Annotated in this window: 23 protein-coding genes and 2 tRNA genes; 10 read left to right on the top strand and 15 right to left on the bottom strand. The window is 66.1% G+C overall.

Translation table 11 applies throughout. The annotated features are described in order from the left end of the window. Positions 1 to 28: 28 nt before the first annotated feature. The 3 genes from H0264_RS23330 to H0264_RS23320 all read right to left on the bottom strand — a co-directional run bounded on the left by H0264_RS23330 (position 29) and on the right by H0264_RS23320 (position 4,741). Positions 29 to 1,843: a hypothetical protein gene (locus H0264_RS23330; RefSeq protein ID WP_181579516.1), complete on the bottom strand. Its 1,815-nt coding sequence runs from the start codon at positions 1,841 to 1,843 to the stop codon at positions 29 to 31. Then, positions 1,840 to 3,633, bottom strand: a complete 1,794-nt coding sequence (locus H0264_RS23325; RefSeq protein ID WP_244975920.1) for a hypothetical protein — start codon at positions 3,631 to 3,633, stop codon at positions 1,840 to 1,842. The genes H0264_RS23330 and H0264_RS23325 overlap by 4 nt, the downstream gene beginning before the upstream one ends. 568 nt (positions 3,634 to 4,201) lie before the next feature. Continuing rightward, the gene (locus H0264_RS23320; RefSeq protein ID WP_181579515.1) at positions 4,202 to 4,741 is read right to left on the bottom strand and encodes a dihydrofolate reductase family protein; all 540 of its coding nucleotides are present in this window, start codon (positions 4,739 to 4,741) and stop codon (positions 4,202 to 4,204) included. 117 nt (positions 4,742 to 4,858) lie between these two features. On the opposite strand from H0264_RS23320, the gene H0264_RS23315 reads away from it, so the two are divergent. Further along, the gene (locus tag H0264_RS23315; RefSeq protein WP_181579514.1) at positions 4,859 to 5,527 is read left to right on the top strand and encodes a TetR/AcrR family transcriptional regulator; all 669 of its coding nucleotides are present in this window, start codon (positions 4,859 to 4,861) and stop codon (positions 5,525 to 5,527) included. A gap of 27 nt (positions 5,528 to 5,554) precedes the next feature. Here H0264_RS23315 and H0264_RS23310 read toward each other — a convergent pair whose 3' ends face one another. Further along, on the bottom strand, positions 5,555 to 6,040 hold the full coding sequence (locus H0264_RS23310) for a DUF4383 domain-containing protein (protein WP_181579513.1): 486 nt from the start codon (positions 6,038 to 6,040) through the stop codon (positions 5,555 to 5,557). A gap of 125 nt (positions 6,041 to 6,165) precedes the next feature. Here H0264_RS23310 and H0264_RS23305 point away from each other — a divergent pair, with 125 nt between their 5' ends. Continuing rightward, a complete protein-coding gene (locus H0264_RS23305; RefSeq protein ID WP_181579512.1) occupies positions 6,166 to 6,732 on the top strand; it encodes a TetR/AcrR family transcriptional regulator in 567 nt (188 codons plus the stop codon). Positions 6,733 to 6,855: 123 nt separating this feature from the next. On the opposite strand, the gene H0264_RS23300 is transcribed toward H0264_RS23305, so the two are convergent. Genes H0264_RS23300 through H0264_RS39350 form a run of 3 tightly spaced genes read right to left on the bottom strand, consistent with a single transcriptional unit; the run spans position 6,856 to position 8,182 of the window. Continuing rightward, the gene (locus H0264_RS23300; protein ID WP_181579511.1) at positions 6,856 to 7,080 is read right to left on the bottom strand and encodes a hypothetical protein; all 225 of its coding nucleotides are present in this window, start codon (positions 7,078 to 7,080) and stop codon (positions 6,856 to 6,858) included. Then, on the bottom strand, positions 7,077 to 7,340 hold the full coding sequence (locus H0264_RS23295) for an Rpn family recombination-promoting nuclease/putative transposase (RefSeq protein WP_181579510.1): 264 nt from the start codon (positions 7,338 to 7,340) through the stop codon (positions 7,077 to 7,079). Before H0264_RS23295 ends, H0264_RS23300 begins: the two co-directional genes overlap by 4 nt. A gap of 17 nt (positions 7,341 to 7,357) precedes the next feature. Beyond that, positions 7,358 to 8,182 carry a Scr1 family TA system antitoxin-like transcriptional regulator gene (locus H0264_RS39350; protein ID WP_420831984.1) on the bottom strand — a complete coding sequence of 275 codons (825 nt, stop codon included), beginning with the start codon at positions 8,180 to 8,182 and terminating at the stop codon, positions 7,358 to 7,360. A gap of 38 nt (positions 8,183 to 8,220) precedes the next feature. On the opposite strand from H0264_RS39350, the gene H0264_RS23285 reads away from it, so the two are divergent. After that, on the top strand, positions 8,221 to 8,397 hold the full coding sequence (locus H0264_RS23285; RefSeq protein ID WP_181579508.1) for a hypothetical protein: 177 nt from the start codon (positions 8,221 to 8,223) through the stop codon (positions 8,395 to 8,397). A 77-nt stretch (positions 8,398 to 8,474) separates the two neighbouring features. Here the strand turns inward: H0264_RS23285 and H0264_RS23280 are convergent, their stop codons facing one another. The 3 genes from H0264_RS23280 to mihF all read right to left on the bottom strand — a co-directional run bounded on the left by H0264_RS23280 (position 8,475) and on the right by mihF (position 9,741). Then, positions 8,475 to 9,110, bottom strand: coding sequence for a Uma2 family endonuclease (locus H0264_RS23280; protein WP_181579507.1), 636 nt, complete (start codon positions 9,108 to 9,110; stop codon positions 8,475 to 8,477). 94 nt (positions 9,111 to 9,204) lie between these two features. Continuing rightward, positions 9,205 to 9,289 (bottom strand) — tRNA-Leu (locus H0264_RS23275). 137 nt (positions 9,290 to 9,426) lie between these two features. Beyond that, positions 9,427 to 9,741 (bottom strand): integration host factor, actinobacterial type, encoded by a 315-nt coding sequence (gene mihF, locus H0264_RS23270; RefSeq protein WP_181579506.1) that lies wholly within the window; start codon positions 9,739 to 9,741, stop codon positions 9,427 to 9,429. A gap of 250 nt (positions 9,742 to 9,991) precedes the next feature. Between mihF and H0264_RS23265 the strand changes: the two genes are divergently transcribed. The 4 genes from H0264_RS23265 to H0264_RS23250 all read left to right on the top strand — a co-directional run bounded on the left by H0264_RS23265 (position 9,992) and on the right by H0264_RS23250 (position 13,087). Further along, entirely contained in the window at positions 9,992 to 10,858 is an 867-nt protein-coding gene (locus H0264_RS23265) for a tetratricopeptide repeat protein (protein ID WP_181579505.1), read from the top strand. 134 nt (positions 10,859 to 10,992) lie between these two features. Further along, positions 10,993 to 11,799: an SDR family oxidoreductase gene (locus H0264_RS23260; RefSeq protein WP_181579504.1), complete on the top strand. Its 807-nt coding sequence runs from the start codon at positions 10,993 to 10,995 to the stop codon at positions 11,797 to 11,799. Between the two features lie 67 nt (positions 11,800 to 11,866). Continuing rightward, on the top strand, positions 11,867 to 12,361 hold the full coding sequence (locus tag H0264_RS23255) for a phosphoglycerate mutase family protein (protein WP_181579503.1): 495 nt from the start codon (positions 11,867 to 11,869) through the stop codon (positions 12,359 to 12,361). A 3-nt stretch (positions 12,362 to 12,364) separates the two neighbouring features. Further along, positions 12,365 to 13,087, top strand: a complete 723-nt coding sequence (locus tag H0264_RS23250; RefSeq protein WP_181579502.1) for a hypothetical protein — start codon at positions 12,365 to 12,367, stop codon at positions 13,085 to 13,087. Here the strand turns inward: H0264_RS23250 and H0264_RS23245 are convergent. Then, positions 13,075 to 15,363, bottom strand: coding sequence for an ATP-binding cassette domain-containing protein (locus tag H0264_RS23245; RefSeq protein ID WP_181579501.1), 2,289 nt, complete (start codon positions 15,361 to 15,363; stop codon positions 13,075 to 13,077). The genes H0264_RS23250 and H0264_RS23245 overlap by 13 nt on opposite strands. Before the next feature lie 173 nt (positions 15,364 to 15,536). Here H0264_RS23245 and H0264_RS23240 point away from each other — a divergent pair, with 173 nt between their 5' ends. Both H0264_RS23240 and H0264_RS23235 read left to right on the top strand, forming a co-directional pair. Beyond that, positions 15,537 to 15,848, top strand: a complete 312-nt coding sequence (locus H0264_RS23240; RefSeq protein WP_231085551.1) for a hypothetical protein — start codon at positions 15,537 to 15,539, stop codon at positions 15,846 to 15,848. Between the two features lie 69 nt (positions 15,849 to 15,917). Beyond that, positions 15,918 to 16,002 (top strand) — tRNA-Leu (locus H0264_RS23235). Between the two features lie 15 nt (positions 16,003 to 16,017). Here the strand turns inward: H0264_RS23235 and H0264_RS23230 are convergent. The 4 genes from H0264_RS23230 to H0264_RS23215 form a co-directional block, all read right to left on the bottom strand. Further along, positions 16,018 to 17,772, bottom strand: a complete 1,755-nt coding sequence (locus H0264_RS23230; protein ID WP_181579500.1) for an ABC transporter ATP-binding protein — start codon at positions 17,770 to 17,772, stop codon at positions 16,018 to 16,020. A 16-nt stretch (positions 17,773 to 17,788) separates the two neighbouring features. Continuing rightward, positions 17,789 to 19,060, bottom strand: coding sequence for an asparagine synthase-related protein (locus tag H0264_RS23225; RefSeq protein ID WP_181579499.1), 1,272 nt, complete (start codon positions 19,058 to 19,060; stop codon positions 17,789 to 17,791). Positions 19,061 to 19,114: 54 nt separating this feature from the next. Continuing rightward, complete coding sequence (locus H0264_RS23220; RefSeq protein WP_181579498.1) at positions 19,115 to 19,270, bottom strand: lariocidin/triculamin family lasso peptide core domain; 156 nt, start codon at positions 19,268 to 19,270, stop codon at positions 19,115 to 19,117. 174 nt (positions 19,271 to 19,444) lie between these two features. After that, positions 19,445 to 19,894: a helix-turn-helix domain-containing protein gene (locus H0264_RS23215; RefSeq protein ID WP_181579497.1), complete on the bottom strand. Its 450-nt coding sequence runs from the start codon at positions 19,892 to 19,894 to the stop codon at positions 19,445 to 19,447. 229 nt (positions 19,895 to 20,123) lie between these two features. On the opposite strand from H0264_RS23215, the gene H0264_RS23210 reads away from it, so the two are divergent. Then, complete coding sequence (locus tag H0264_RS23210; RefSeq protein WP_181579496.1) at positions 20,124 to 22,748, top strand: DUF4132 domain-containing protein; 2,625 nt, start codon at positions 20,124 to 20,126, stop codon at positions 22,746 to 22,748. Position 22,749: the final 1 nt, after the last annotated feature.

Below are 22,749 nucleotides of genomic sequence, written 5' to 3'. Positions count from 1 at the left end.
CGGCTCCTGCTTCCCTCCGCGCGTGGGGTTACGCGGGGGCGATCAGGAAGTTGGCGATATAGGTGCTGGCCAACTCGGGGACGCCGCTGTTCTGGGTTTCGGCGGCGGTGACGATGTCGTAGTGACGGTATCCCGCAATGAGTTTCGCGTTGTAGGGCAGCAGTCCCGCGTATCCGGCGTTCTGCAACGGCGAGTCACCCGCGAGGAGGGTGAGGTTGCGGCGGCCGGCGGGGGTGGACTGCCAGCGGTCGCCGTGCAGCAGGAAATTCAGGATGCCGCCGGTGCGGTACTGCATATTCGACAGGTCGCCGTCGCGGCCCAGGCCCATGGCGAAGATCATGTCGGTGATCAGGCGCAGCGGGGTGTACTGCTCGAAGAAGTCGACGGGCTGCCAGCCGGGATTCATGGCGTGGGCGAACTGGCGGATGTCGGTGACCTCATGGTCGCTGTCGGTGGGTGTGCCGCGCCCGAGGTCCGGTCCGTCGATACTGCTCGGCCAGACCTGGTCGTAATTGCGCCAGCCGCAGCGGGTGTTGTGGTCGGTGGGGACGTAGTTCTGGCCGTAGCCGACTCGCAGCGGAATGATGAACAGGGTCGGACCCAGGATCGGGACCGAGGCCAGGCCATTCGGAACCGGATACGTTTTGCCGGTGGTCGCGCAGTCGTAGAAGCCCAGTCCGGCCTGCATGACGTATTCGGCGGAGTTCTGGTCGAAGAGCATGCCCAGGGCCGAGGTGTTGGTCAGCTTGTAGTCGCGGGGCAGGTTCGCGCCGGTGAACAGGTCCAGGTAGTCCTTGCCGTACATCAGGCGCATCCACGGCTCGGCGCGCAGATCCGCCGGGACCAGGGCGGCGAGCTCACTGTCACCGTTCGGGTCCTGGTCGGCGGCCATACCGGCAAGCTGGTAGGCGTTCATGATCTCGGAGGCGGACAGCACCGGCCACTGCGCGGTGCCCAGGCCGTTCTGTAACAGCAGGTTGACCGCGTTCTTGAGCAGACCGCCTGCGGCCGAAGCGAATTGGTCGATAAGACCGGTGCCGGACAGACCCGCCGGATCGGTCATGGCGAAACCGTCCTCCGGGACGATGCCGCCGCCGCACAGATTGAACCCGGACGCGTCGGAGACGCCGGGGTCCCCGGCGAAGTTCCAGGCCATCATCGGGCCGGTGAGGAACGCACCCAGCGAGTGACCGCCGCAGAAACTCTTGGTGCGCTGCGCCGGATCGGGCAGCAGATGCTCGATCACCACGCGCCAGTCGTCGAGGGTCAGCGCCAGGCCATACTCGCCGAGGAAGGCGAGATCCTGCGAACCCTGATAGCGGTAGGTGCGACCCTCGACCTGCCCGCCCCGGAAGTAGTAGTCCGCGGCCACCCGGTAGTCCCCGGCGCGCTGGGCGGCGTCCCAGCCGGTGCGGTCCTCGGCACAGTTGGCGCGGCGCTCCAGGGAGATGTACTCGACGAACTTGCCCTTCTCGGCGGCCTTCCGAATCACCTGCGGCGCTTGGATATTCATGCTCGCCGCACCGGAGTAGGTGCCCGGCTGCACACTGAACACCGCATCGGCGTCGGCGCTGTCGGCGGGACCGTGCTTGGCGCGGTAGCGGATGAAGCTGATCCAGTCGCACGCTTCCGGATGCGCCATCGTCGAGAACGGGCTGGGATAGTGCAGGCGCACCACGGTGGCCTCGATATCGTCGCCCAGGCCCGGATCACCGGTGAGCGGCTGGGTCTCCACGCGATCGGGCCCGCCGAGGGCCGGGGCCGCCGGCGCGGGGACGGCCAGCACCGCCGACCCGCACAGCACGGCCAGCACGAGCACGAAAGTACGTGCGGCCCTTCTCATCCCAGGCTCCTCACGAACAGAGCCAGCTGATGACCGCTGTAGTCGGGCTGCCCGTCGTTCTGCACCGCGGCCGCGCCGATCGTGTCGATGTGGTTGTAGCCCGGCAGCGTGACCACCTGTGCGGTGGCCGGGGCGGGGAAGAACGTCCCGATACCGGTCTGCACCATGCTGTCTCCGGCGAAGGCGACGAAGTAGGGCTTCGTGCGGGCCAGCGACCGGCCGCGCAATGCCGCCAGTTCGCCGGTGCGGGATCCGCCGTAACCCGCGGCGATATCGATCACCAGACGCAGCGGGAAGTAGGTCTCCCAATAGGCGTACGGGGCGCCGGTGGCGAGTTGGCGCGCCGCGTCGCGGATGTCGGCGACCTCGTGATTCGGTGCGGTGAAAGGGATTCCGCGCACATTGTCGTAGTTGCGCCAGGTGTAGAGGGCGTTCCGGTCGGTGGGGAACACGCGCTGCTGGGTGCCCGCGCTCATGCGCAGGAACGAGCCGAACAGCGGAATCTGCGCCACCTCACCGGGAGTCGGGAACGACTTGGCCATCACCGGTCCGCCATCGAGTGCGCCGACGCCCTGCTGGAACAGCGTGAAGTTCACGGAGTTGTTGTCGATCAGCATGCCCAGCAGCGCCGTATTGGTGAATCGGAAGTCGCGGATGCTGCCGGACCCGTCGGCCCCATTCGTCGCGAACCCGGACCAGGTCGGTGCGGCCAGGAAGTTCAGTGTGGCGTCGAGTTCGAGGTCGTGGGGCAGATGCGCGAGCAGCCTGCTCTCGCCGTCGGGATCCAGGTGCGCGGCCAGTCCCGCCAACCGCAGCAGGAAGAACGTTCTCGTCCCGAGTACCGGGACCGGCCCGAAGGTGCGCGGCAGCACACCCGCACGGAACCCGGTTTGGAAGACCCCGTCGAGTGGGGTGACCACGGCGTCGGCGATCTCCCGCAGAACCGGAATGCTCTGCAGCGCTACCGGATCCGAGGAGGCCATGCTGTCCTGCGCGGCGAACGCGGCACACTGGTCCGCCCCGAAGCCCGCCGCCCCGAAATCCCAGTCCGCGAAGAACCCGGTGACCAGTCCGCCCAGCGAGATCCCGGTGCACACGTACTTCTGTTGCCGCACAGCCCGTTCCGGGACCTCGTAGCGCATGACCTCGAGCTGATCCCACAGCACGCGTTCCATGCCCATGGCGTCCAGGACCGCCAGCTGATCATTGGACTTGAATCCGTCGAATCGCTGCCCGTCGAGCACCTTGCCGTTGAAGTAGTAGTCGACCGCGTCCAGATAGTCGCCGCTGCGCAGCGCGTAGTCGAACCCGAATGTCTCATCCAGGCAGGCACTTCGGCGCGACAGCGCCCAGAACTCGATGTGCTGCCCCATCGACCGCGCCGACCGCACCGTATTGGCGGCCACGCTGTCCGAGTTCACCGCGCCGCCGCCGAGCCCCTGTTCCTGCACCACGATGTGGTCGGCCCGAGCGGAATCAGCGGGCCCGTCAGCCGGGCGATACCGCAGATATCCGACCCGGTCGCAGGCCGCCGGATGCGGTGCGGCGCTCGCCGGCAGCGGCAGCAGGTAACTCACGTGGGACACCACGATGCCGTCGCGCGTCCACAGCGTCTGCTCCTGCCGGTCGGTCGCCGCGCTGACCGGTTCCGGATCGGAGTGCCCGATGGCGGGGTCGCCGAGCATCGCCGCACACAGCGCGACCGACAGGGCGAGCACCAGGCGATAGCTGCGCGGCCGCGGTCGGCAGCGAGAGAGGGCGCCACTTTGCGCCCACCGCTTCTTTCTCATGGACGGGATACTGTCAAAAATCAGCGGGGGTACGGCATGTCAATCAAACGTATTTTGTGCAACCCTTTTGTGCATATGCCGGGGGTTAGCTCACCCGTCAATTCCCGGCAGCACCCGGCCCATTTTTCCTCGACCGATCACCGATGGACGACCACCGAGATCGGCCATGTGATGGCGAACACACACCGCTGGACGCTGACATAACGACCGCGGCGAGCCGAACGATCGCACGGTTTACACCGCGCACGCCGGTCCGATTCGCATTCGCGTCCAATTGTCAGAAAATATCAATGCACGCGGATTACAGTAGCGCTGGACTCCGGTTCGTATAGACATTCAAGAATTCGAGAGATTCTTCGTCGACAAAAGTCCAGGGCATGAGCGGCTACCGTGGCTGGTGCGACTCGCCAGTCCGCGCGCCGACCGCGCCCGCGCGCACCTGGACACCAACGGCCCCGCCGTCCTGGCGGCCCCTGGACGAGATCGCTGCCCGGTTCTCGTTGCCTGAGATGTGTTGCCCGGGCACCGGCCCTCTTGCGCCCCTGACTGGGTTCGGTTGTGGTGGAGGCTATTTCGCCGGGGTGTAGATCTGGTTGATGACACCGGTGCTGAACACCTCGGCCGAGGCCAGTTCCAGGCCGACCGTGTCGTCGAGCTTGTCGAACCAGCGGGCGCCCTTGCCCAGCACGACGGGGTGGACGAACAGTTGGAGCTGGTCGAGCAGTCCGGCGCGGAGCAGGGACTGCACGAGGGTGAGGCTGCCGGTGATGGCGATGTCACCGCCCGCGGAGGCTTTCAGCGCGGTCAGCTCGGCCTCGATGTCGCCGGTGATGATCTCGGTGTTGTTCCAGGTGGCCTCGACGAGGGTGGTGGTGACGACGTATTTCTTCTGATTGTTCATGAAGCCGGCGAACTCGTCGTCGCTGGTGGGCCAGTGTGCGGCGAACTCCTCGTACTGGACACGGCCGAGCAGCATCGCATCGGAGGCGCCCATGCCCGCACCGATCGCGGCGCCCATCTCGTCGTTGAAGTAGGGGAAGTGCCAGGCTTCGGGGGCTTCGGCGACGCCGTCGGCGGAGACGAACAGGCTGGAAATGATCTTGCGCATAGCGGGTCCTCGACTCGAATGAGGGTGTACCGTACAGTACGGTTCCGGGTGAACTGAACGGTACGGTACCCTCGGGAAGGTGTCAACAGATCCGCGAATTCGACATCAGGAGGCTCGATGACCCCGGCCGATACCGCGCCCGATCTCGTGGCGGGCAGCGCCGCCGAACAAGCACGCCGCCGGATCATGGAAGCCGCGATGGAGGTCTTCCTGCGCGACGGCTACCTCGGCGCGAAGACCGACGAGATCGCCAAAGTCGCCGGCTCGTCCAAACAGACGATCTACAAGCGATTCGGCAGCAAGGACCAGCTGTTCGAGCAGATCGTGTTCGACCGCCTCGGCGGGATCGACCAGGTCTTCCGCGAAGCCATCGGCGAGCTCGCCACCACCGACGACGTCGAGACCACACTGCGTACGGTCGCCCACCGATTCGTCCACCTGCTGACCCGGCCCGCCCAACTGCGGGTCCGGCGCTTGGTCATCGCCGAAGCCGGCCGGTTCCCTCAGCTGGGCCGCGCCTATTTCGAGGCCGGTCCCGAACGGGTCCACGCAATGCTGGCGTCATGCTTCGCCCAGCTCACCGAACGCGGCCTGCTGCAGACCCGCGAGCCGGAGTTGGCGGCGAATCACTTCACCTGGCTGGTCGTGTCCGTTCCGGTCAACAAGGTGATGTTCTGCGGTGACGAAACCCGTTTCAGCGACGCCGAATTGGATCACTACGCCGATGCCGGCGTCGAAGTGTTCCTCGCCGCCTACCGCCCACCGACCGCCGCGGCAGGCAGCTGAGACGTACGGCCCCGACTGGCACTGCTCCTACTTCAGGCGGGGGTTGTGGCGTGCCAGCGGTGCCGGAGTGACGGCGGTGGTCAGGGCCGCCGCAGTGAGAGCCAGTCCGCCCTCGGCGGCGTGAATCCAGTTGCCGAAGGTGTCCACGGCCATGAACCCGAGCACGTTGTCGCCACCGGCCAGACCCAGTCCGGCGGCAATGAGATAGAACCAGCCGCAACCGATTCCGTACCACAATGCCGAACGCGCGGTGCGGGCGGCGAACAGTCCGGCGATGCCGGTGACGAAGTGGAACAGCGCGTGCCACCCATTGACGGTGACCGGAATGAACCCGAACACCATGACCGTGCACGAATGCATGCGGGCACCGAAGGACAAGCTCGGGTTCATCGCGAACGCGACGGGGCCGTTGCTGACGAACCACACCGACAGGACCAGCAGCAGGATCTGTCCCGGGGAACGCCACACCTGGGCGAGATAACGCGGCACCGCGGCACGTACAGAGCTGACCATCGGACTATTCCTTCCCTGCGCGGCGGCCTGCTGGTCACCGCGTCCCACTATGTCGATCGACATAGAATGCGGCGAGTATCGTCTATGCCGATCGACATAGTCAAGGTTGGGAGAGGCACGCACCCGTGGCACGCGATACACGCCAGCGCATGATCGCCCAGGCCGCCCTGCTGTTCCGGGGCCGCGGTTACGCCGGGACCGGCATCCGGGAGATCGCCGAAGCCGCCGGAGCCAACCGCGGCGTCATCTACCACCACTTCCCCGGCGGAAAGGCCGAGGTCGCCACCGAGGTCCTCGCCTCCGTCGACAGCATGGTCTCCCCGGCCATCGCCGCGGTCTGCGCGACCCAGGACCCGGTACCGGCCATGCACGCCATCCTCGCCGCCACCAAGTTCGTCATGACCGGCGGCGAGCAGCCCCCCGGCTGCACCGTCGCCGCCATCACCCTCGGCGCGGGACCGGACGAACCCGCGCTACACACTCTGACCCGCGACATCTTCCGCCGCTGGCGCACCCCGTTCCGGGAATGCCTGCAACGCAACGGCTTCGACGACGACACCGCCACCAACCTGGCCACCCTGCTCATCGCCGGAATGGAAGGCGCTCTCGTCCTGTGCCGCGCCGAAGACACCACCGAGCCCCTCGACCAGGTGGCCGCAGCCTTGGAACACGCACTCACACGAACGAACTGACACCCAGCTCCAACGGCGGCAACACCTCCAAGGCGACGGAGTGTGTCTTGCGGGCGACGAATGGCCTGCCGTCGCATTCGATGCTCGACCCGCCGATCGACGCTGGCGGCAGCGGGTGGTGCTTTACCGCTGAAACACGTCGTCGAGCCTCTCGGCCCGGATCACCCGCCCTGCCCAGATCCGCAGCTGCTCCGCGTCCCCGCCCCGAACGAGACTCGAAACCCACGCCGGCAACGGCCCGAACTTCGTGGCAAGAAGCTCGAGCACCATCTCGATCCGCGCCCGCGCCTCACCCCGCGCCTCACCTCGCGCCTCACCTTCGGCTCGCAGCTGATCCGCGATCGTCACGATGACCTCCTTGGCCTGGGGACCCAATTCGTCGACAACAGGCCCCAGATCAGCACCGCTGGTTTCACCAACACATCGCTGAACCTCGACTGCAGCTCCTCGGGCACGTAACTTCCCGGCTGCAAGTCCAGCCCATCCCAATCCACCCGCACCGCAACCGCTTCCGGCAGCACCGCCCGCAACTCACCCACGGCGTTGACCGGTTGGAATAGCACCTGCCTGAAATAGGCGTCATGCGGATTCGACGGAGAGTCGGCCACGAGCTGGCAACGTACTCTCAAATCCTCTGCGACACGCAGAGAACCCGCGCGAAATGACCGGAGGCGCAAGAGAAAGAGCCTCTCCTGAATTCGGGAGAGGCTCTTTCCACAGTGTCCGGAGGGAGACTTGAACCCCTACACCTCGCTGGGAGCGTGCTGTTGATCGGGTAGCTCAGAGTGAAAGGCGGGCGGATCACCCGCCGCAACGCGGACTCGTGGAGCAACACCTCCAAGGCGACGGGGTGCGTCTTGCGAGTGACGATGGCCTGGCGTCGCATTCGATGCTCGACCCGCCGATCGACGTCGGCGGCACCGGTGAAACCTGGAAAGGCACTGATCACCGCTCGCGCGTAGTCCGCGGTCTGCAACAGCCCGGGAATGTGCTCGTGATAGGTGACAAGACGTCGTGCCGCAGCTTCGAGTCCGGTGTACATGTTGAACGCCTCGGAGTACAGGCCCCCATACGCGTGGTACCAACTCTGAGTACGGGCCAGAGTCGCCAAATCTGTTGCGGCACCGAGCTCCTCGGCGCCGACGCCATACACCTCGCAGAGCGCACGCACGTCCTGTTTACGCACCTTCTGCGTCTGTCCCGCCTCGACCCGCTGTAGTGCCGAAGCCGAAAGATCCACAAGCTTGGCGGCAGCGGCAATGGTGAACCCGTTGGCCTCCCTGCACTGATCGCACTCGTAACAACACTCACCGCGCTGTCCATATGGGGATATGTCGGAACTTCCCGAGGAGGTGACGCCCGGTTTCTCCGACTCACCCACATCGACGGGCAAGGGTGCCTCTACGTACCCGCAGCGGGACGCGTCGGCCGATGGCACAGAGGGCGACATCGGGCAGCGTGGCCCACCCGACGATTCGAGGGAGCCCCATGAACTGGATCAACGACTACTGCGAAGACTCCTACGTCGACGGTGTCCGCCGAGCACAAGGCATCGTGAAACTCCACGCAACCTGCACCCCACCATGCCCGCGCATCCGCGGCGCCGCCGAGTACCTCGAGCAGATGAGCACCGAGACTCACGCGGGCCGACCGGAGACACAGTGAAAAGAGCCTCCCTTGAATTCAAGAGAGGCTCTTCCAAAGTGTCCGGCGCCCGGGGACGTAAACCCGAGCCTCCTAAGTCAGTCGATTCCCTCGTCGAGCTGTTCCCAGCTGAGGACGATCGGGAATGGTGTGATGGTGTCGATCGCGGTGAGGTGGTCGGTGCGATTGCGGAACCCGTTGGAGGCATATCGACCGTCGGAATCGAGTGCGAGCATTTCGATGGAAATCGCCGGACCGTCGTCGTTCGCCATACGGACAATCCAGTAGTGCTGAATGCCGTAGCGGGCATACTCGGCACGTTTGTCGATGGTGTCGGCCGTGACGGTCGTCGGTGACACCACCTCGACCACCAGAATCGTATCGGCGATGACGGGTTTGGTCTTCCAGCGTGAACGTGGCTCGTCTATACAGCGATAGACGATCGCGTCGGGTCGCTTGTAGTGGAACGGGACCTCCGACACCAGCATGTCGATGTCGCGGTTGACTCGAAGACACGGCTCCCGCACAGCCCGCTTCATCTCGCCGTCGGCGAGGGCGCGTTCGATGTTGCGGGAGATGGCGTTGTGATTGGGTGAGGGCGACTCGCAGAAGACGATCATCCCGTCTTTGACCTCAACGGTGCGGGAGAGGTCTTCCGGCATGGCCAGGTAGTCGTCGATGTCGACGACCTGGCTGTAAGTCTTGGGCGAAGACCAGTCGAACGCTTCCGACACGGCGGGGTCCTTCGGTATGCGGAACAACTACTCGGTCGAGCATATAAGAAAAGCGTGAATCTCCTTCTACTGGAAAGAGATTCACGCCCTGTTGTGTCCGGAGGGGGACTTGAACCCCCACGCCCTAATACGGGCACTAGCACCTCAAGCTAGCGCGTCTGCCATTCCGCCACCCGGACCGGTGGTGCTCAGCAAGGTTATCGGATGACACCGTGTGGACCAAATCGGCCCGTTTCGGGCGCGTTTGCTGAGCGACATCGTGACGGGGAAGGTTGCCGCCGGGCTCTGATTCGGCCCGGCCGGCGACCCCCCGGCGTCAGTGGGTCAACGCCTCCAGCAGCGCGGCGCGCTGCCGGGAACCCAGGCCGCCGATGCGGCGGTCGGCGGGGATCTCCGCCTCGTCCATCAGCTTGGCCGCCTTGACAGGGCCGATGCCCGGAAGCGCCTTGATGACTGCGGCCACCTTCGTCTTCTTGACCAGGTCTTCCTTGTCAGCCCGCTTGAGAACCTCGGCCAGAGAGACCGAACCCTTCTTGACCTGCGCGATCAATTCCGAGCGGGCCTTGCGCACCGCGGCGGCCTTGGCCAGCGCCTCGGAGCGTTGTTCGGGGGTCATGGTGGGCAGAGCCATATGTCCTTACCTTTCACTCGTTCGCTGGTAGTTCGGCGTCATTCAACATGACACCGAGCCGACATCCGGTACGACACACCGGCCGGACCTGCCGGATAGGTCGAGCTACCGGGCCCGGAAGGCCGCTTGACGCAGGTCGGACGACCAGATGTTTGCTGGGCGAAACACCTGGCAAATACGGGGTTCACCGGCCGCCGAGAGGACTACGGTGGGCCGCAAACGACACGTGGCACCGGAAAAGGCGGGGCAGATGACGGGGCGGTATCAGTACGTCGAGTGGCCGGAAGCGGAGATCACCCTCGCCGACCGGTACGACAGCGCCGAACCCGTGACCTGGAACGGGGCCAAGGTGTATCCGATGCACTCGATGGTCGTGGGCATCTCCCCCACCACGGTCTCGCTGCGGCTGCGAACGGCCGCGCCCCCGGCGAGCGTGCGCGGGATCGGCATCGGGCTGGCCGTGGACGGCGGGCACGTGTCGTTCGGCGGACGGCGCATGCGCGGTGTCGATGTGTGGAGCGATGCCATGTCCGGCGGCATCGACCTACAGGTGTGCCCGGCCGGACCCGACGCCGCCATCACGCTGACCCCGGTGTGGGTGGACGAATCGGAGGCGGTGGTCTCCTGGGCGGGCAACTACGGGATGCTCATCACGCGCGAACGCACGTGCACGGTGCTGCACTGCAGCACCGGGATCGGGCCGGCGGATTTCGGGGAGCTGGTGGTCGAGGTGAGCACCGCGCTCACTCCAGTGGCGCCGGAGCCGGATCCGGATGCCAGCCGCTATCGGGACGCGCTCTACGACCTCGGCGTGGCCATGCACAATCGCGGGGATATGACGCAGGCTTGCCAATTATGGTCGCAGGCAGCGGGTTTCGGGCATCTCGGCGCGGCCTACGACCTCGCGGTGGTGCGCTTCCGGCAGGGCGAGCTGGCCGATGCCGAATACTGGTGGCGCACCGCCGCCGACCACGGTGACGTGCGTGCGATGGCGGGGCTGGCCGCGGTCCTGGACCGTCGCGGCCACACCAGCGAGGCGCGGGTGTGGCGCGCGGCCTCGGCGGCGGAATCGGAAGCGAATGCCGCGCTGCTGAGCCGTTCGGCCCACGGCGGCTGAGGGTTTCGCGGCACCTCCGGCCGAATCCTTGACTCTCGGCGTCGCCGCCACCGCACAGGTTCGCATCCCCGAGCTGAAGCGGTTTGCTTCATCGGAGACGATGAGTTGTCGACCAGGGACCGAAGGAGCGAGCAATGACGCCGCGCGCAGTTTTCATCACCGGGGCGGGTGCGGGCATCGGCCGCGCCATCGCCGAGCGATTTGCCGCCGAAGGATGGGCTGTCGGCGTGTACGACATCGATCTGCCCGCCGCCGAAGCCGTCGCGAACAGTCTCGGTGAACGCGCGATCGCGGGACGCCTCGATGTCACCGATCCCGGGCAGTGGACCCCGGCGCTGGCCGAATTCACCAGCCGCACAGGACGATTGGATGCGCTGGTGAACAATGCGGGCATTCTCGCCTCCGGCGCGTTCGGGGAGATCCCGCTGACCGATCAGCATCGCATCATCGATGTGAACGTGAAGGGCGTGCTCAATGGCTGCCATGCCGCCCTGCCGCATCTGCGTCGCACCCCGGGCAGTCATGTCGTGAACATGGCCTCCGCCTCGGCGCTCTACGGTCAACCGGGCCTGGCCGCCTACGGCGCGTCCAAGGCGGCGGTGCGCAGTCTCACCGAAGCGCTCGATCTGGAATGGCGGGACCTGGACGTCGCGGTCCACGACGTACTCCCGCTGTTCGTCTCCACCGCCATGATGAACGAGGTGAATCGGGGCTCGAAGAGCGCGCAGACGCTGGGCGTGCACATCAGCCCGGAGGATGTCGCCGCCGAAGTGTGGAATACGGTGTCGCACAAGCGGACTCTGGCACAGCCGCACGTCCTCGTGGGCTTGCAGACCAAGGTCCTCAACACCGCCATGTCCTTCTCGCCCGCCTGGCTCAACCGCCTGATCGTGGGCCGGATCGCGCACGCGGACGAGATCGGCGCGCGCACCCCCGACTGATCGGGGCGCCTCGCCGACGCCGCGAAATCCTGTCGATTCGTCAGGCATTCGCGTGTCAAGATGCGGCATGGCGGTTCTCGTTGTACGGCATGGGCTTTCCGAGGCCAATAATCGGCACAATCTCGGTACGCCCGCGTTCGGCGCGGCGGACGCGAGGCTGATGGAGTTCGGCCGGCAACAGGCCGCCCTGATGGGGCAGACCCTGCGACAGGAACACGGAATCGATTGCGCAGCAATCGAGGTGGCGGTCTCAGGAATGGCGCGCACACGCGAGACCGCGCTGGCCGCCGGATTGGTGACAATGACGGAATACCCGGCGTTGAACGAGGTCGACCAGACCTCCGACCGGCAGACCGTGCGGCGCATGATCGATGAGCGCAGGCTCTCCGCCACGGCGCTCGCGGCGGCGGAGGCCGTGCTGGCCGACCCGCCCCGCGAAACCATCTGGATCACACACGGATTGCTCATCGCCGCACTGTGCCGCCTGACCGGCGTGCCGGAAACGGACCGATTCATCCCCCGCTTCTGCGAAATCCGCCGGCTCCCCCTTCCAGGAAGGTGAACCATGGGCCTGTACCTGGCCGTCTATATCGCCGACTGGCCGCGCTTCGCACGGGAGATCGAATTGATTCGCCCGACTCTCCCGCAGCCGCGGCGGCCACAGGACCGCTTCGACTACTTTGCGGCCGACCAACTCCTGATGAACTCACAGGCCGTGCAGTGGCGCGAGACCGACCCTGATCGATTGCGGTGGCACGTCGACGGCTGGATCGCGAAGTACGACTTCCGCGCCGACGGCTACAACTGGCTCCGGGAGTTCGAATCCGTATGGAGCCGAACTCGGGATTGCTGCTGGTACCTCGGCCGATCGGCGTACTCGCACGGAGCCTGCACGCATCAGGTATGCCCCGCCCCCCACGAGTACGACGACAACTTCGACGAACCATTCATGCAGGACGCACAAACATTTCTCGACGGCGTCTGTGAACGGTTGGTGACGACCGATCCTGCTGCGGCACAGCAGTGGAGCCCCGCCACAGCGGTCATCCAGGAGGAGCCGCTGATCTCGTCCTACTCGCCCGCCGCCGCCGAGGTTCTGGCCGACGTGTGGACGCGGTTATCGCCCCGCCTGGACGATCTGCACCCGTACATCGACCCGCACCTGCGTTACGAATACGAACCCCGCATGCGGGAGTTCGAGACCTTCACCGACCTGATGAGGGACTGGGGCACGGTGATGATGCTCGCCCGCGAGCGGGGGCTCGGCGTCGTCTCCTATTTTTGGTGAAGGCCCGAGCCGTTCTTGTACCGCCGCAGGTATTCACCCGTCAGTGAGTCCCGATCGGCGAGGAGTTCGGCGGGGGTGCCGGTGAAGACGATCTCGCCGCCGTTCTTGCCGCCGTCGGGGCCGAGGTCGATGACCCAGTCGGCGTGGGCGACCACGTCGAGGTTGTGTTCGATGACGATGACGGTGTTGCCGCGTTCGACGAGGCGGTCCATGAGGGTCAGCAGGGTGTCGACGTCGGACATGTGCAGGCCGGTGGTGGGTTCGTCGAGGACGTAGACGCTGCCGGTGTTCTGCAGTTGGGTGGCGAGTTTGATGCGCTGGCGTTCGCCGCCGGAGAGGGTGCTCATGGCCTGGCCGAGGCTGAGGTAGTCGAGGCCGACTTCGATCATGGTGCGCAACTTGGCATTCAATGCCCTTTCCGGGAAGAACTCGACGGCTTCCTCCGCCGACATCTCCAGCACGTCGGCAATCGACTTGCCGCGCAGGGTGAGTGCGAGCACCTCATCGGAGAAGCGCCGGCCGTCACAGGATTCGCAGTGGGTGGTGACCGGGTCCATGTAGGCGACCTCGGTGATGATGACGCCGCGGCCCTCGCATTCCTTGCACGCGCCGTCGGAGTTGAAGCTGAACAGGCCCGCCGGTTTGCCGGTCTCCTTGGCGAAGAGTTTGCGGATGCCGTCCATGAGCCCGAGGTAGGTGGCCGGCGTGGAGCGCGAACTGGCAGCGATTGCCGATTGGTCGACGAAGACGGAATCCGGGTAGCGGGACAGGAATTCGTCGCGGATGAGACTGGATTTGCCCGAGCCCGCGACGCCGGTGACGGCGGTGAGGATGCCGGTCGGGATGCCGACCGACACGTCCTTGAGGTTGTGTGCGATGGCATTGTCCACGCGCAGCTCGCCCGTTCCGGCACGGAATGCCTCTTTGACCGTGAAGCTGCGCCGCAGGCCCTGCCCGGTCAAAGTGTCTGCCTGACAGAGCTCGCCGAAGCTGCCGGTGAACACCACCTCGCCGCCGTGTACTCCGGCGCGCGGCCCGACATCCACGATGTGGTCGGCGATCTGGATGACATCCGGATCGTGTTCGACCACGAGCACCGTATTGCCCTTGTCGCGCAGGGCTTCCAGCATCCGGTTGAGCCGCCCGACATCGCGCGGGTGCAGGCCGACGCTGGGCTCGTCGAAGATGTAGGTCATCCCCACCAGCGTGCTGCCCAAATGCTTGATCATCTTCAGCCGCTGCCCTTCACCGCCGGACAGCGTCGAGGTGGCCCGGTCCAGGCTCAGGTACCCGAGCCCGATATCGGCGACCCGTCCGAGCGCGATCCTGGTGGCCTCGGCCAGCCCGAGCGCGGCCGGATCGGTGATCTCCCCCAGCACCTCCAGCAGATCGGTGATCTGCAGGGCCGTCCACTCGGCGATATTGCGTCCATTGATCTTCGTGGCGAGGGCCTGTTCGTTGAGCCGTGCACCATTGCAGGCCGTGCAGATCCCCTCGGTGAGGAACTTCTGAATCTGCTCCCGCGTCTTCTCCGACAGCCCCGAGGTATCGCGTTTCACCCGTGACCGCGTGAATTTGTCCGCCAGCCCTTCGTAATTGGCCTTCCAGCTCCCCTTGGCGAAAGTCAGTTCCACTTTGCCGCCGGTGCCGTGCAGCAGATCATGCCATTCCGCATCGGTGTAGTCGGCGAGCTTCTTGTCCGGGTCGAAGCGCCCCGAATTCCCGTACAGCTGCCAATCTCCGCTGCCCACCGCATATCCGGGCAACAGAATCGCGCCTTCGTTCAGCGATTTCGATCGATCCACGAGTTTGTCGGGATCGACGTGGACCGCCACCCCGAGCCCGTCGCACGCCGGGCACATGCCCTGCGGCGTGTTGAACGAGTAGTCGTACACCAATCCCGTTGACGGCGAACCGAACCGCGCGAACATGGCCCGGATCATGGAGTAGATGTCGGTCATGGTCCCGACCGTCGACCGCGGCCCGCCGCCCACCGGCTGCTGGTCGATGATCACCGGCGCGGTCAGATTCTCGATGGCCTCGGCATGCGGCCGCTCATACCGCGGCAGAAAGTTCAGAATGAACGCGGGAAAGGTGGCGTACAGCTGCCGCTGCGATTCCACGGCGATGGTGTCGAACACGATGGACGACTTCCCCGACCCCGACACCCCCGTGAACACGGTGATTTTGTTCTTGGGGATCTCGACGGAAATGTTGCGAAGGTTGTGCTCGCGAGCACCGAGCACTCGAATGGTTTCGCCGAAGGCAACAGACATGCCCCCACCATGCCATCAATACCCCCCGAAACGTGCGGTGAATTGTGATGCAACTCACATCAATTCACCACGATCTCAGGGTTGAGCCAGGATTGCCGAGCGATGGCGGCCCTCTACAGTTGCGGTCGATCGCGGCACTCCCTCCCCCGCCGCCCGCACCCGAAGGACCCCACATGCCGATCCTGCGCTGGATGGCCCCCGTGGCCGCCGCGGCTTTCACCGTCACTCTGATCTCCGGCTGCACCGATGTCGCCCGCGCCCTCAACAAGGGCGGCGACACCACCTGCTCCGAATACCTCAACCAGGGTGCCGACGACAGGCGCATGACCATCACCAAGTTCATCAAGCAGGAATCCGGCTCCGACGCCGAACCCGCGGGCACCGCAGTCGATTTCACGATCCTCTCGGTCAACGGCCTCTGCCAGCTCCCCGCCAACGCCGACAAACCCCTCAAGTCCTTCAACCAGACCGGCATCATCAAGTAGCGAAACCCCCAGCCCCCAGCCCGATTTCCCTCCCAGCGACCCCTCCGCTAAGGTAATCGGGCATCACCGGTCCGGGTGGCGGAATGGCAGACGCGCTAGCTTGAGGTGCTAGTGCCCGTATTAGGGCGTGGGGGTTCAAGTCCCCCTCCGGACACTTTCGGTACAGACCTCAGCGGATTTCGGCTCGGGAGCGTTCACGCCGACCGTTGGGCAATGGGGATGTATTGGGCCCCAAGAGATGTCGGACTTCTTCGTAGTCGCCGAGGGCGGCGATTCTGCTCTCGTCCAGGACGGCCACTCGATCGGCGTGCCGGACCGTTGCCGGCCGGTGCGCGATCACCAGCACGATGCAGTGGGCCGAGATCCGGCGCAGGGTTCGCACGAGGAGGGCTTCGTTGGCGGCGTCCAGGTGCGACGTCGGCTCGTCGAGGATCAGGATCTCGGGGCGCGTGAGCAATGCGCGGGCTATGGCGACTCGCTGTTGCTCGCCGCCGGAGAGCGCGGCGCCGTGTTCGCCGAGCTGCGTGTCGAGCCCGTCGGGCAGGCGGTCGAGCATCGAAGTCAGGCCGGTGATGTCGATGACCTGGTGCAGTGCCGTCTCGTCGACCGTGTCGACGCCGTAGGTGATGTTCTCTCGGAGCGTGCCGTACATCAGGCTGTTGCCCTGGTCGACCAGCCCGACCTTGGCCCGCCATTGCGCCAGGGTGTAGCCGCGGGCCGCGCTGCGGCCGTCGAGCAGTATTTCGCCGGCCTCCGGCTCGCGGAAGCGCGTCAGCAGATCGACCATGGTCGATTTCCCGGCGCCGGACGGGCCGACCAGGGCGGTATAGCTGTTGTGCGGCAACCGGATCGACACATCCTCGAGGATCGTGCGGTCGCCATAGCGGAACCGGATGTCCTGCACCACCAAGCCATTTCGGCCGGTTTCGGGCGAATCCTCACGCTCGCCATCCCGCTCGGCCGGGAGTACGAGTATCCCCTCGACGCGCCGCAGCGCCGCCAGACCGGTCTGCACCGCGCGGGCGATGTCGAGCAGCCCCGACGCCGGGCCGGAAACATAGCCCACGTACAGCAGGAAGGCGACCAGATCGCCGATCGTCATCGCGCCCGAGGACACCCGGGCCAGGCCGACGATGATCACCAGGATGAAAGATCCCCGCGCGCCCAGATCGAGGGCCGGCGACACCACGGCTCCCACCCGGGCGGCCCGCAGATTGTGGTCGTAGATGCGCTGTGCGGTGCGCCGCAATGATTCCGATTCCCGGGGTTCCCGATTGTGGATCCGCACCGTGCGAATGCCGCTGAGGACGCGCTCCAATTCCGAGGCGAGGTGGCCGATCGCGTCCTGCGCGGCCTCGACGCAGTGCCGGATGCGCGGGAGCACGGATCCGACCACGCTCATCGAGGTGACCACCACGACGAGCACGACAGCGGCGAGCAGCGGATCGAGGACGACCATCATGGTCACGCCGCCCACGACGACGACGCAATTGACGACCGCTCCGACGGCCTGGTACGCGATCGCGTCCCGCAGCAGCGTGGTGTCCGTCGTGGCGCGCGAGATGAGGTCACCCACCCGTTGTTCGCCGAAGACCGAAATATGAAGGCGCAGTAGGTGATCGATCAGCCGGCCGCGCAGCCGCAGGACGATGCTCTCGCCGGCCTGATCCAAGGTGTAGGTCGAATAGGCTTTGAGCGCGGCCTGGAGCAGGAACAGCGCGGTGAGCAGCGCGAGTGGCAGCACGATCGTGGCATGGGCCGCAGCGCGTTCGACGGTTCTGGTGACGATGATGGGCTGGATCAGTCCGCAGGCGGCGCCGAGCAGTGCGCAGGACGCCGCCGCGAGGAAGCGCCGGCGATCTCCTCGTGCCCAGAAGAGCATGCGGCGCAGGCCGATCCCGCCGCGATCCGATATCGGGGGCATTGTTCTCCTCGTGGATTCAGTCGGTGACGCGGTAACCGCGCTCCAGGGCTTCGGTCAGCCACTGTTCGACTTCCATGACGCGCAATGCGATCAGGGCGTTCGATGCGCGCTTGGAGTGATCCGGTTCGAGGATGCCGCTCTCGATCAGGTTCTCGGCGACGAATGGTCTGTCGATGCGGTTCAGGATCGCGCGACTGAATATCTGTTTGGTCGTCGGCAGGGACGGCCGGAGCCGCGCCGGAATGAGTTTGAGTACCTGGGACTTTCGGCGCCAGTAGCGGTGCGGGCAGGCGGGGTCGTACCGGCGCCGCAATGGCAGCCGCATCGCTCGCTCTACGAATTCCGGATCGAGAAAGGGGTCGCGCTTGGGAATGAGTCCCGGCGTCCGCAAACGCTGATGTGGATAGAGGTCGCTCCAGGCTTCCATCGGGCCGAATGCGGCATGATTCGTCGCGTGCAGGTCGATCAGGGAGCGGACCCAGGCGGTTGTCCACTCGTCGACCGCACCGCGGTAGCCGGCGGTCAGGAATTCGTGCGTTCTTCGCGTGCACAGGTCGGGCCACGCGCACGCGAGATAGAGCATGGCGCGGCGGCGCGGGGACATCTGATCCGCTGCGAGCGCGAGCAATTCGAGCGTGGCGACCGAATGGTGTTGTCCCCGGTGGCCTCCCCAGTAGCGCGGCAGATGCCGCCCTTCTCCCCTGCCGAAGAGGTCGGGCGTCAGAAACTGCGGGCTGCCGAGCAGTTCGTCCGCGCCGTCACCACTGAGCAGCACCGTGGCACCGGCGGCGTGCGCCAGCTCGACGGCCACCCGGTTGGCTTCGGGCAGCGCGTCGAGCCGAGGCCCCGCCGCATCCCATTCCGGCCGTCCGGCGGGTGTGCGCGCCAGGTCGGCGGTGTACAGCTCGCAGGGTGCCGCGAGCGCCTCGAGCAGGCCGGTGACGATCGGCACGTTCGATCGCCCGCGGTCATCGATCATCTCGATCGTGATCGCGGAAATGCGGCGTTCCGCACCGAATTCCGCGATCACCGTGGCGAGAACAGCGAGGGAATCGAGCCCGCCGGACAATTGCACGGCGATTCCCGCACTGTCCCCGACCGCGCGCCGGACAGACTGGATGAATTCTCCACGAAGGTCGTGGATCGAATCGTCCGGCTCGGGCCATGGCGGCTCGATCACCAGGTCCCTACCGTTCTCGAATGGTTCGGCCGGGCCGAATTCGCCCGTGATCGCCGGCCAGGCGAACCACAGCGCCAGCCTGCTCCGAGAAATTCTGTCCTTCGACACGCTACTGCTCCCGATTCGGGGGCGACGGCCCTGCGGACCGCCTACCCGATCTTGTTACACGCTGGCGCAGGCCAGCATTCGGTCGAGATCCTCGAGCAGGATCCGGATGGTGTCCGGCTGCCAGAATTCAGGGTTGAATTCCCCGCCGTCATCCTCACCCTTGACGCCCTTGCCGTAGCAGCCGTCGCCGGGGCAGCTCTTCTTCGCCATTTCTGTCTCCAATTCGTGCAATCAATTGTGCGGACTTTCGCAGGAAGTGAACGGATTTCGCTTCCGCAATCGATTCAACGTGGCTCACCGGCCCGCTGCAATATCCCGAAACGGACAGCGATCTCTGTCCAAAAACGCAGTGCTGTACACGATTTGGACCTTTTCGAATTCCTGTTAATACTCCGGCTCGAAGCACAGGGCAGCATCGAGCCGGGCGATGATCAGAGCCCGGACGCCGGGCCAGGTTTCGGTGCCGCGCAGGTCCATCCAGATCACGACCAGCCTGGACAGCAGCTCGGTGAACGGTTCGATCTCCGGATGGTTCTCCACCAGATGCCGCTCCACCCCCGACCGCGGCGGACCGGCCTGCTGACCGGTGCGCTCCAGCTGCGCCTGATGCCACAGCCGCACGAGTTCCCCGCCGGTCTCGAGAACCGAATCGCTGTGCTCGGCGAAGTCCCGGCTCGGCCACCGCTGCGCGGTCTCGACTTTGGCGACCGTCGAAGCACTGTGCAGAATCCTGCGCCCCAACTCGGCCTGCGACATCCCCCGCTGAATCCGTCGCCTGCGCACCTCCGCGCCGAATCTGTGCCGCGCGGAAGCATGCGGCGTCAAATCGCTCATACGCCTGCTCACAACAGGTCCCCCGGCCGCCGGTCGAGCGCGAGCCGTCCGACGGGCCGCCCGGCGGCGAGAATCATTGCACCCCTATCGGATCGGGCCGGTACCGGTCCCCACCCACACTGGCCCCGCGAGAGATCCCCGGCATCGGCCGATCAACCTATTCGGCTGGGTCGGGTGTCGGTCTCGTTTGCTTGAATACCGGGAGTTTCGTAGAACCCGAGGGGGACCGGTGGCCAGTAGGACTGTGCATGAGCGTGGCGATCTCGACGAGGAGGTCTGGGAGGTTCCCGCGGCCTGGCGTGGGGTGGCGCTTCCGGTGCGCGGGTTTCCACCGTATCGACCCTTCACGCCCGATCCGAGCGCCGTCGAACTGTATGACACTGTGATTGCGGCCGAACGGGATTCGTTGCATCATGCGCTGGCGGCCTCATGGCCGACGGCCTCGGTCGAGTCGGGGACGGCCGCGTTGGCCGGTTCGGCATCGGCGACGCCGCTCGGGGCGGCTGCGCTGGCGGTCGTGACCGAGTGCCGAGGGCGTACCGGCAGGGCCGACTTCTGGTCCATGACGGTCGACGCGTGGGTGGCCCGGCACGGTGTGGTGTTCGCCGCCGAGGCCGCACTCATCGCGACCACGATGACTCGCTCGTACCGCGACGTACCGGGTGGCCGCGGGTACGACCTGACACCGTGGTCGGTCGGCCGGCACTTCTACCACTTCTATTCGATGGCGGCCTTGCAGCGGGCACGCGAGCACCTGGTCGCCGCCACCGACGACGACTACCGCGACGCTGTCGCGCGGCTCGGCGAAATACGCTCGGCCACCGGGACACTGCCGGTCCGCATAGCCTCGAGCTACCTGGCTCCGACCGAACAGTCCTGGGTCACTGCCGATATCGGCGCACCGGTGGCCGACGACTACTGGGTTCACACCCTGTACGCGCTCCTCGCTACAGCCGTCACGACCGCGCCCCAGCTGAAAGCCTTCATCGCGGGTTTGCGGCCCGGTAATCGTGCTGGTGTGACCACGGCGGAATACCTTGGCGTGGCCTCTCGCGTCGGCCCCGCGGCGGCGGAAACGATTGCCGCCGTGGGCTTCGTGGATCACGTCACCCACTGGACGCGGGAGCGAACGTGCGACTTGGCCGACATTCTGTCGCATCTGCCCACCGACGAAGCGTTCCGGCTGCTGCTGCAAAACCTGGACCGATACGGAGTTCCGACGGCGGCGATGGCCGCGGCACACCGTTTCCCGCGCCGGCGCATGCGGTTGTTGTCGACCGAGGCCGTGCGGTCTTCGGCGGTGGACACGCTACTGCGGATACATGCCTGGCAGCACCCGGACCTGGCGGCGGAATTCGGTGTGCGGCTACCCGATCCGCCGATTGTCGAATCGGCGGAGTTGCCGGAGTTGTTGCGGCCGCGCCGGAAACCGGCAGCGGTGCCGCCCTGGTTGCTGCTGCCGGTGTTACCGCCATTGCTGACGAGCGATACCGCGCGAGCCCTGCCACCGTCGGCCGTGGAAGTCGTGTGCGCTGTGCTGGCCAGACGCAACCCGGATCCCACCGCGATCGAGCAGCTTTCGGCCTTTCTCGATCCGATGTCGCTGGCCGGCTTCGCCTGGGGCCTGTTCCAGTCCTGGGTGTTCGCCGAATACCCGGCGGGCGGAATCTGGACATTGCGCGCTGTGGGCTTGTTCGGTGACGACGAGGCCGCGCGGCTGCTGGTCCCGCTGATCCTGCAATGGCCGCGGCAGTCGGCGGCGGCCCGTGCGGTCACCGGTCTCGACGTGCTGGCCGATATCGGCACACCGGCAGCGCTCGGGCACCTGCGCGACATCGCCTCGCGCACGAGACAGCGCGGATTCCGGAAGGCCGTGCGCGCCAAGCTCGATGCCGTCGCCGAGCAGCGCCACCTGACGACGGACGAACTGGCCGATCGCGCGATCCCGAGTTTCGGTCTGGGCAAGGATGGCCGGCTCATCCTTGACTACGGATCGCGCGGGTTCGTCATCGATCTCGATGAACGCCTCGAACCCGTTGTCTTCGACGGCCGCCGCGCAGCCGACGGATCCTGGGCCGCGGGCCCGCGCCGCAAGACTCTGCCCAAACCCACCGCGCAGGACGACCGGGCCGTCGCCACCGCCTCCTATGATCAGTTCACCGCATTGCGTGTGGGCGCGAAGAAGGTTGCCCGGGAACAGATTCGCCGCCTGGAGCAGGCCATGGTCGAGAGTCGGCGCTGGTCGCCGCTCGCGCACCGCGAGCTGTTCGTCGACCATCCGATGCTGCGCCAGCTCGCCCGGCGACTGGTGTGGGGCGCCTACGGCAGCGACGGCACCCTGCGACAGTCCTTCCGAATCGCGGAAGATCTCACCTTCGCCGACGTCGAGGACGATGTTCTCGACCTAGCCGACGACGCCGAGATCGGCATCGCCCATCCGCTGCAGCTGGGCGCCGCCGTCGCCGGGTGGGCGACGATCTTCACGGAATACGCCGTGCTGCAGCCGTTTTCACAGCTCGACCGGACATTCTGGACACCGGACTCCTCCTCGTTCGCGACGGACCTGAGCGAATACCATGGTCTCGAAACCTCACCGGGCCGGTTGCTGGCACTGGCGCACCGAGGGTGGATACGAGCATCCTCCGACGGCGCCATCGACCGCATGGTGCGGCCGCTGCGCACCGGCGGTTCCATCCAGCTGCGGATTTCGCCGAGCCTCGAATGGCGCGATCTGATGCGGTATTCGGCCCACATCGTCACAGGCGTCGACCTGATCGACACCGATCCGAACGCCCTCGATCCCGTCACCGCCTCGGAGCTGGTTCGCGAATTGGAGGCACTTCGCGCCGGCTGAG

The sequence above is a fragment of the Nocardia huaxiensis genome (assembly GCF_013744875.1).
Classification (GTDB): Bacteria; Actinomycetota; Actinomycetes; order Mycobacteriales; family Mycobacteriaceae; genus Nocardia; species Nocardia huaxiensis.
Note: the sequence above shows the minus strand (reverse complement) of the source record. Positions and strands in the feature narration are given on the sequence as shown.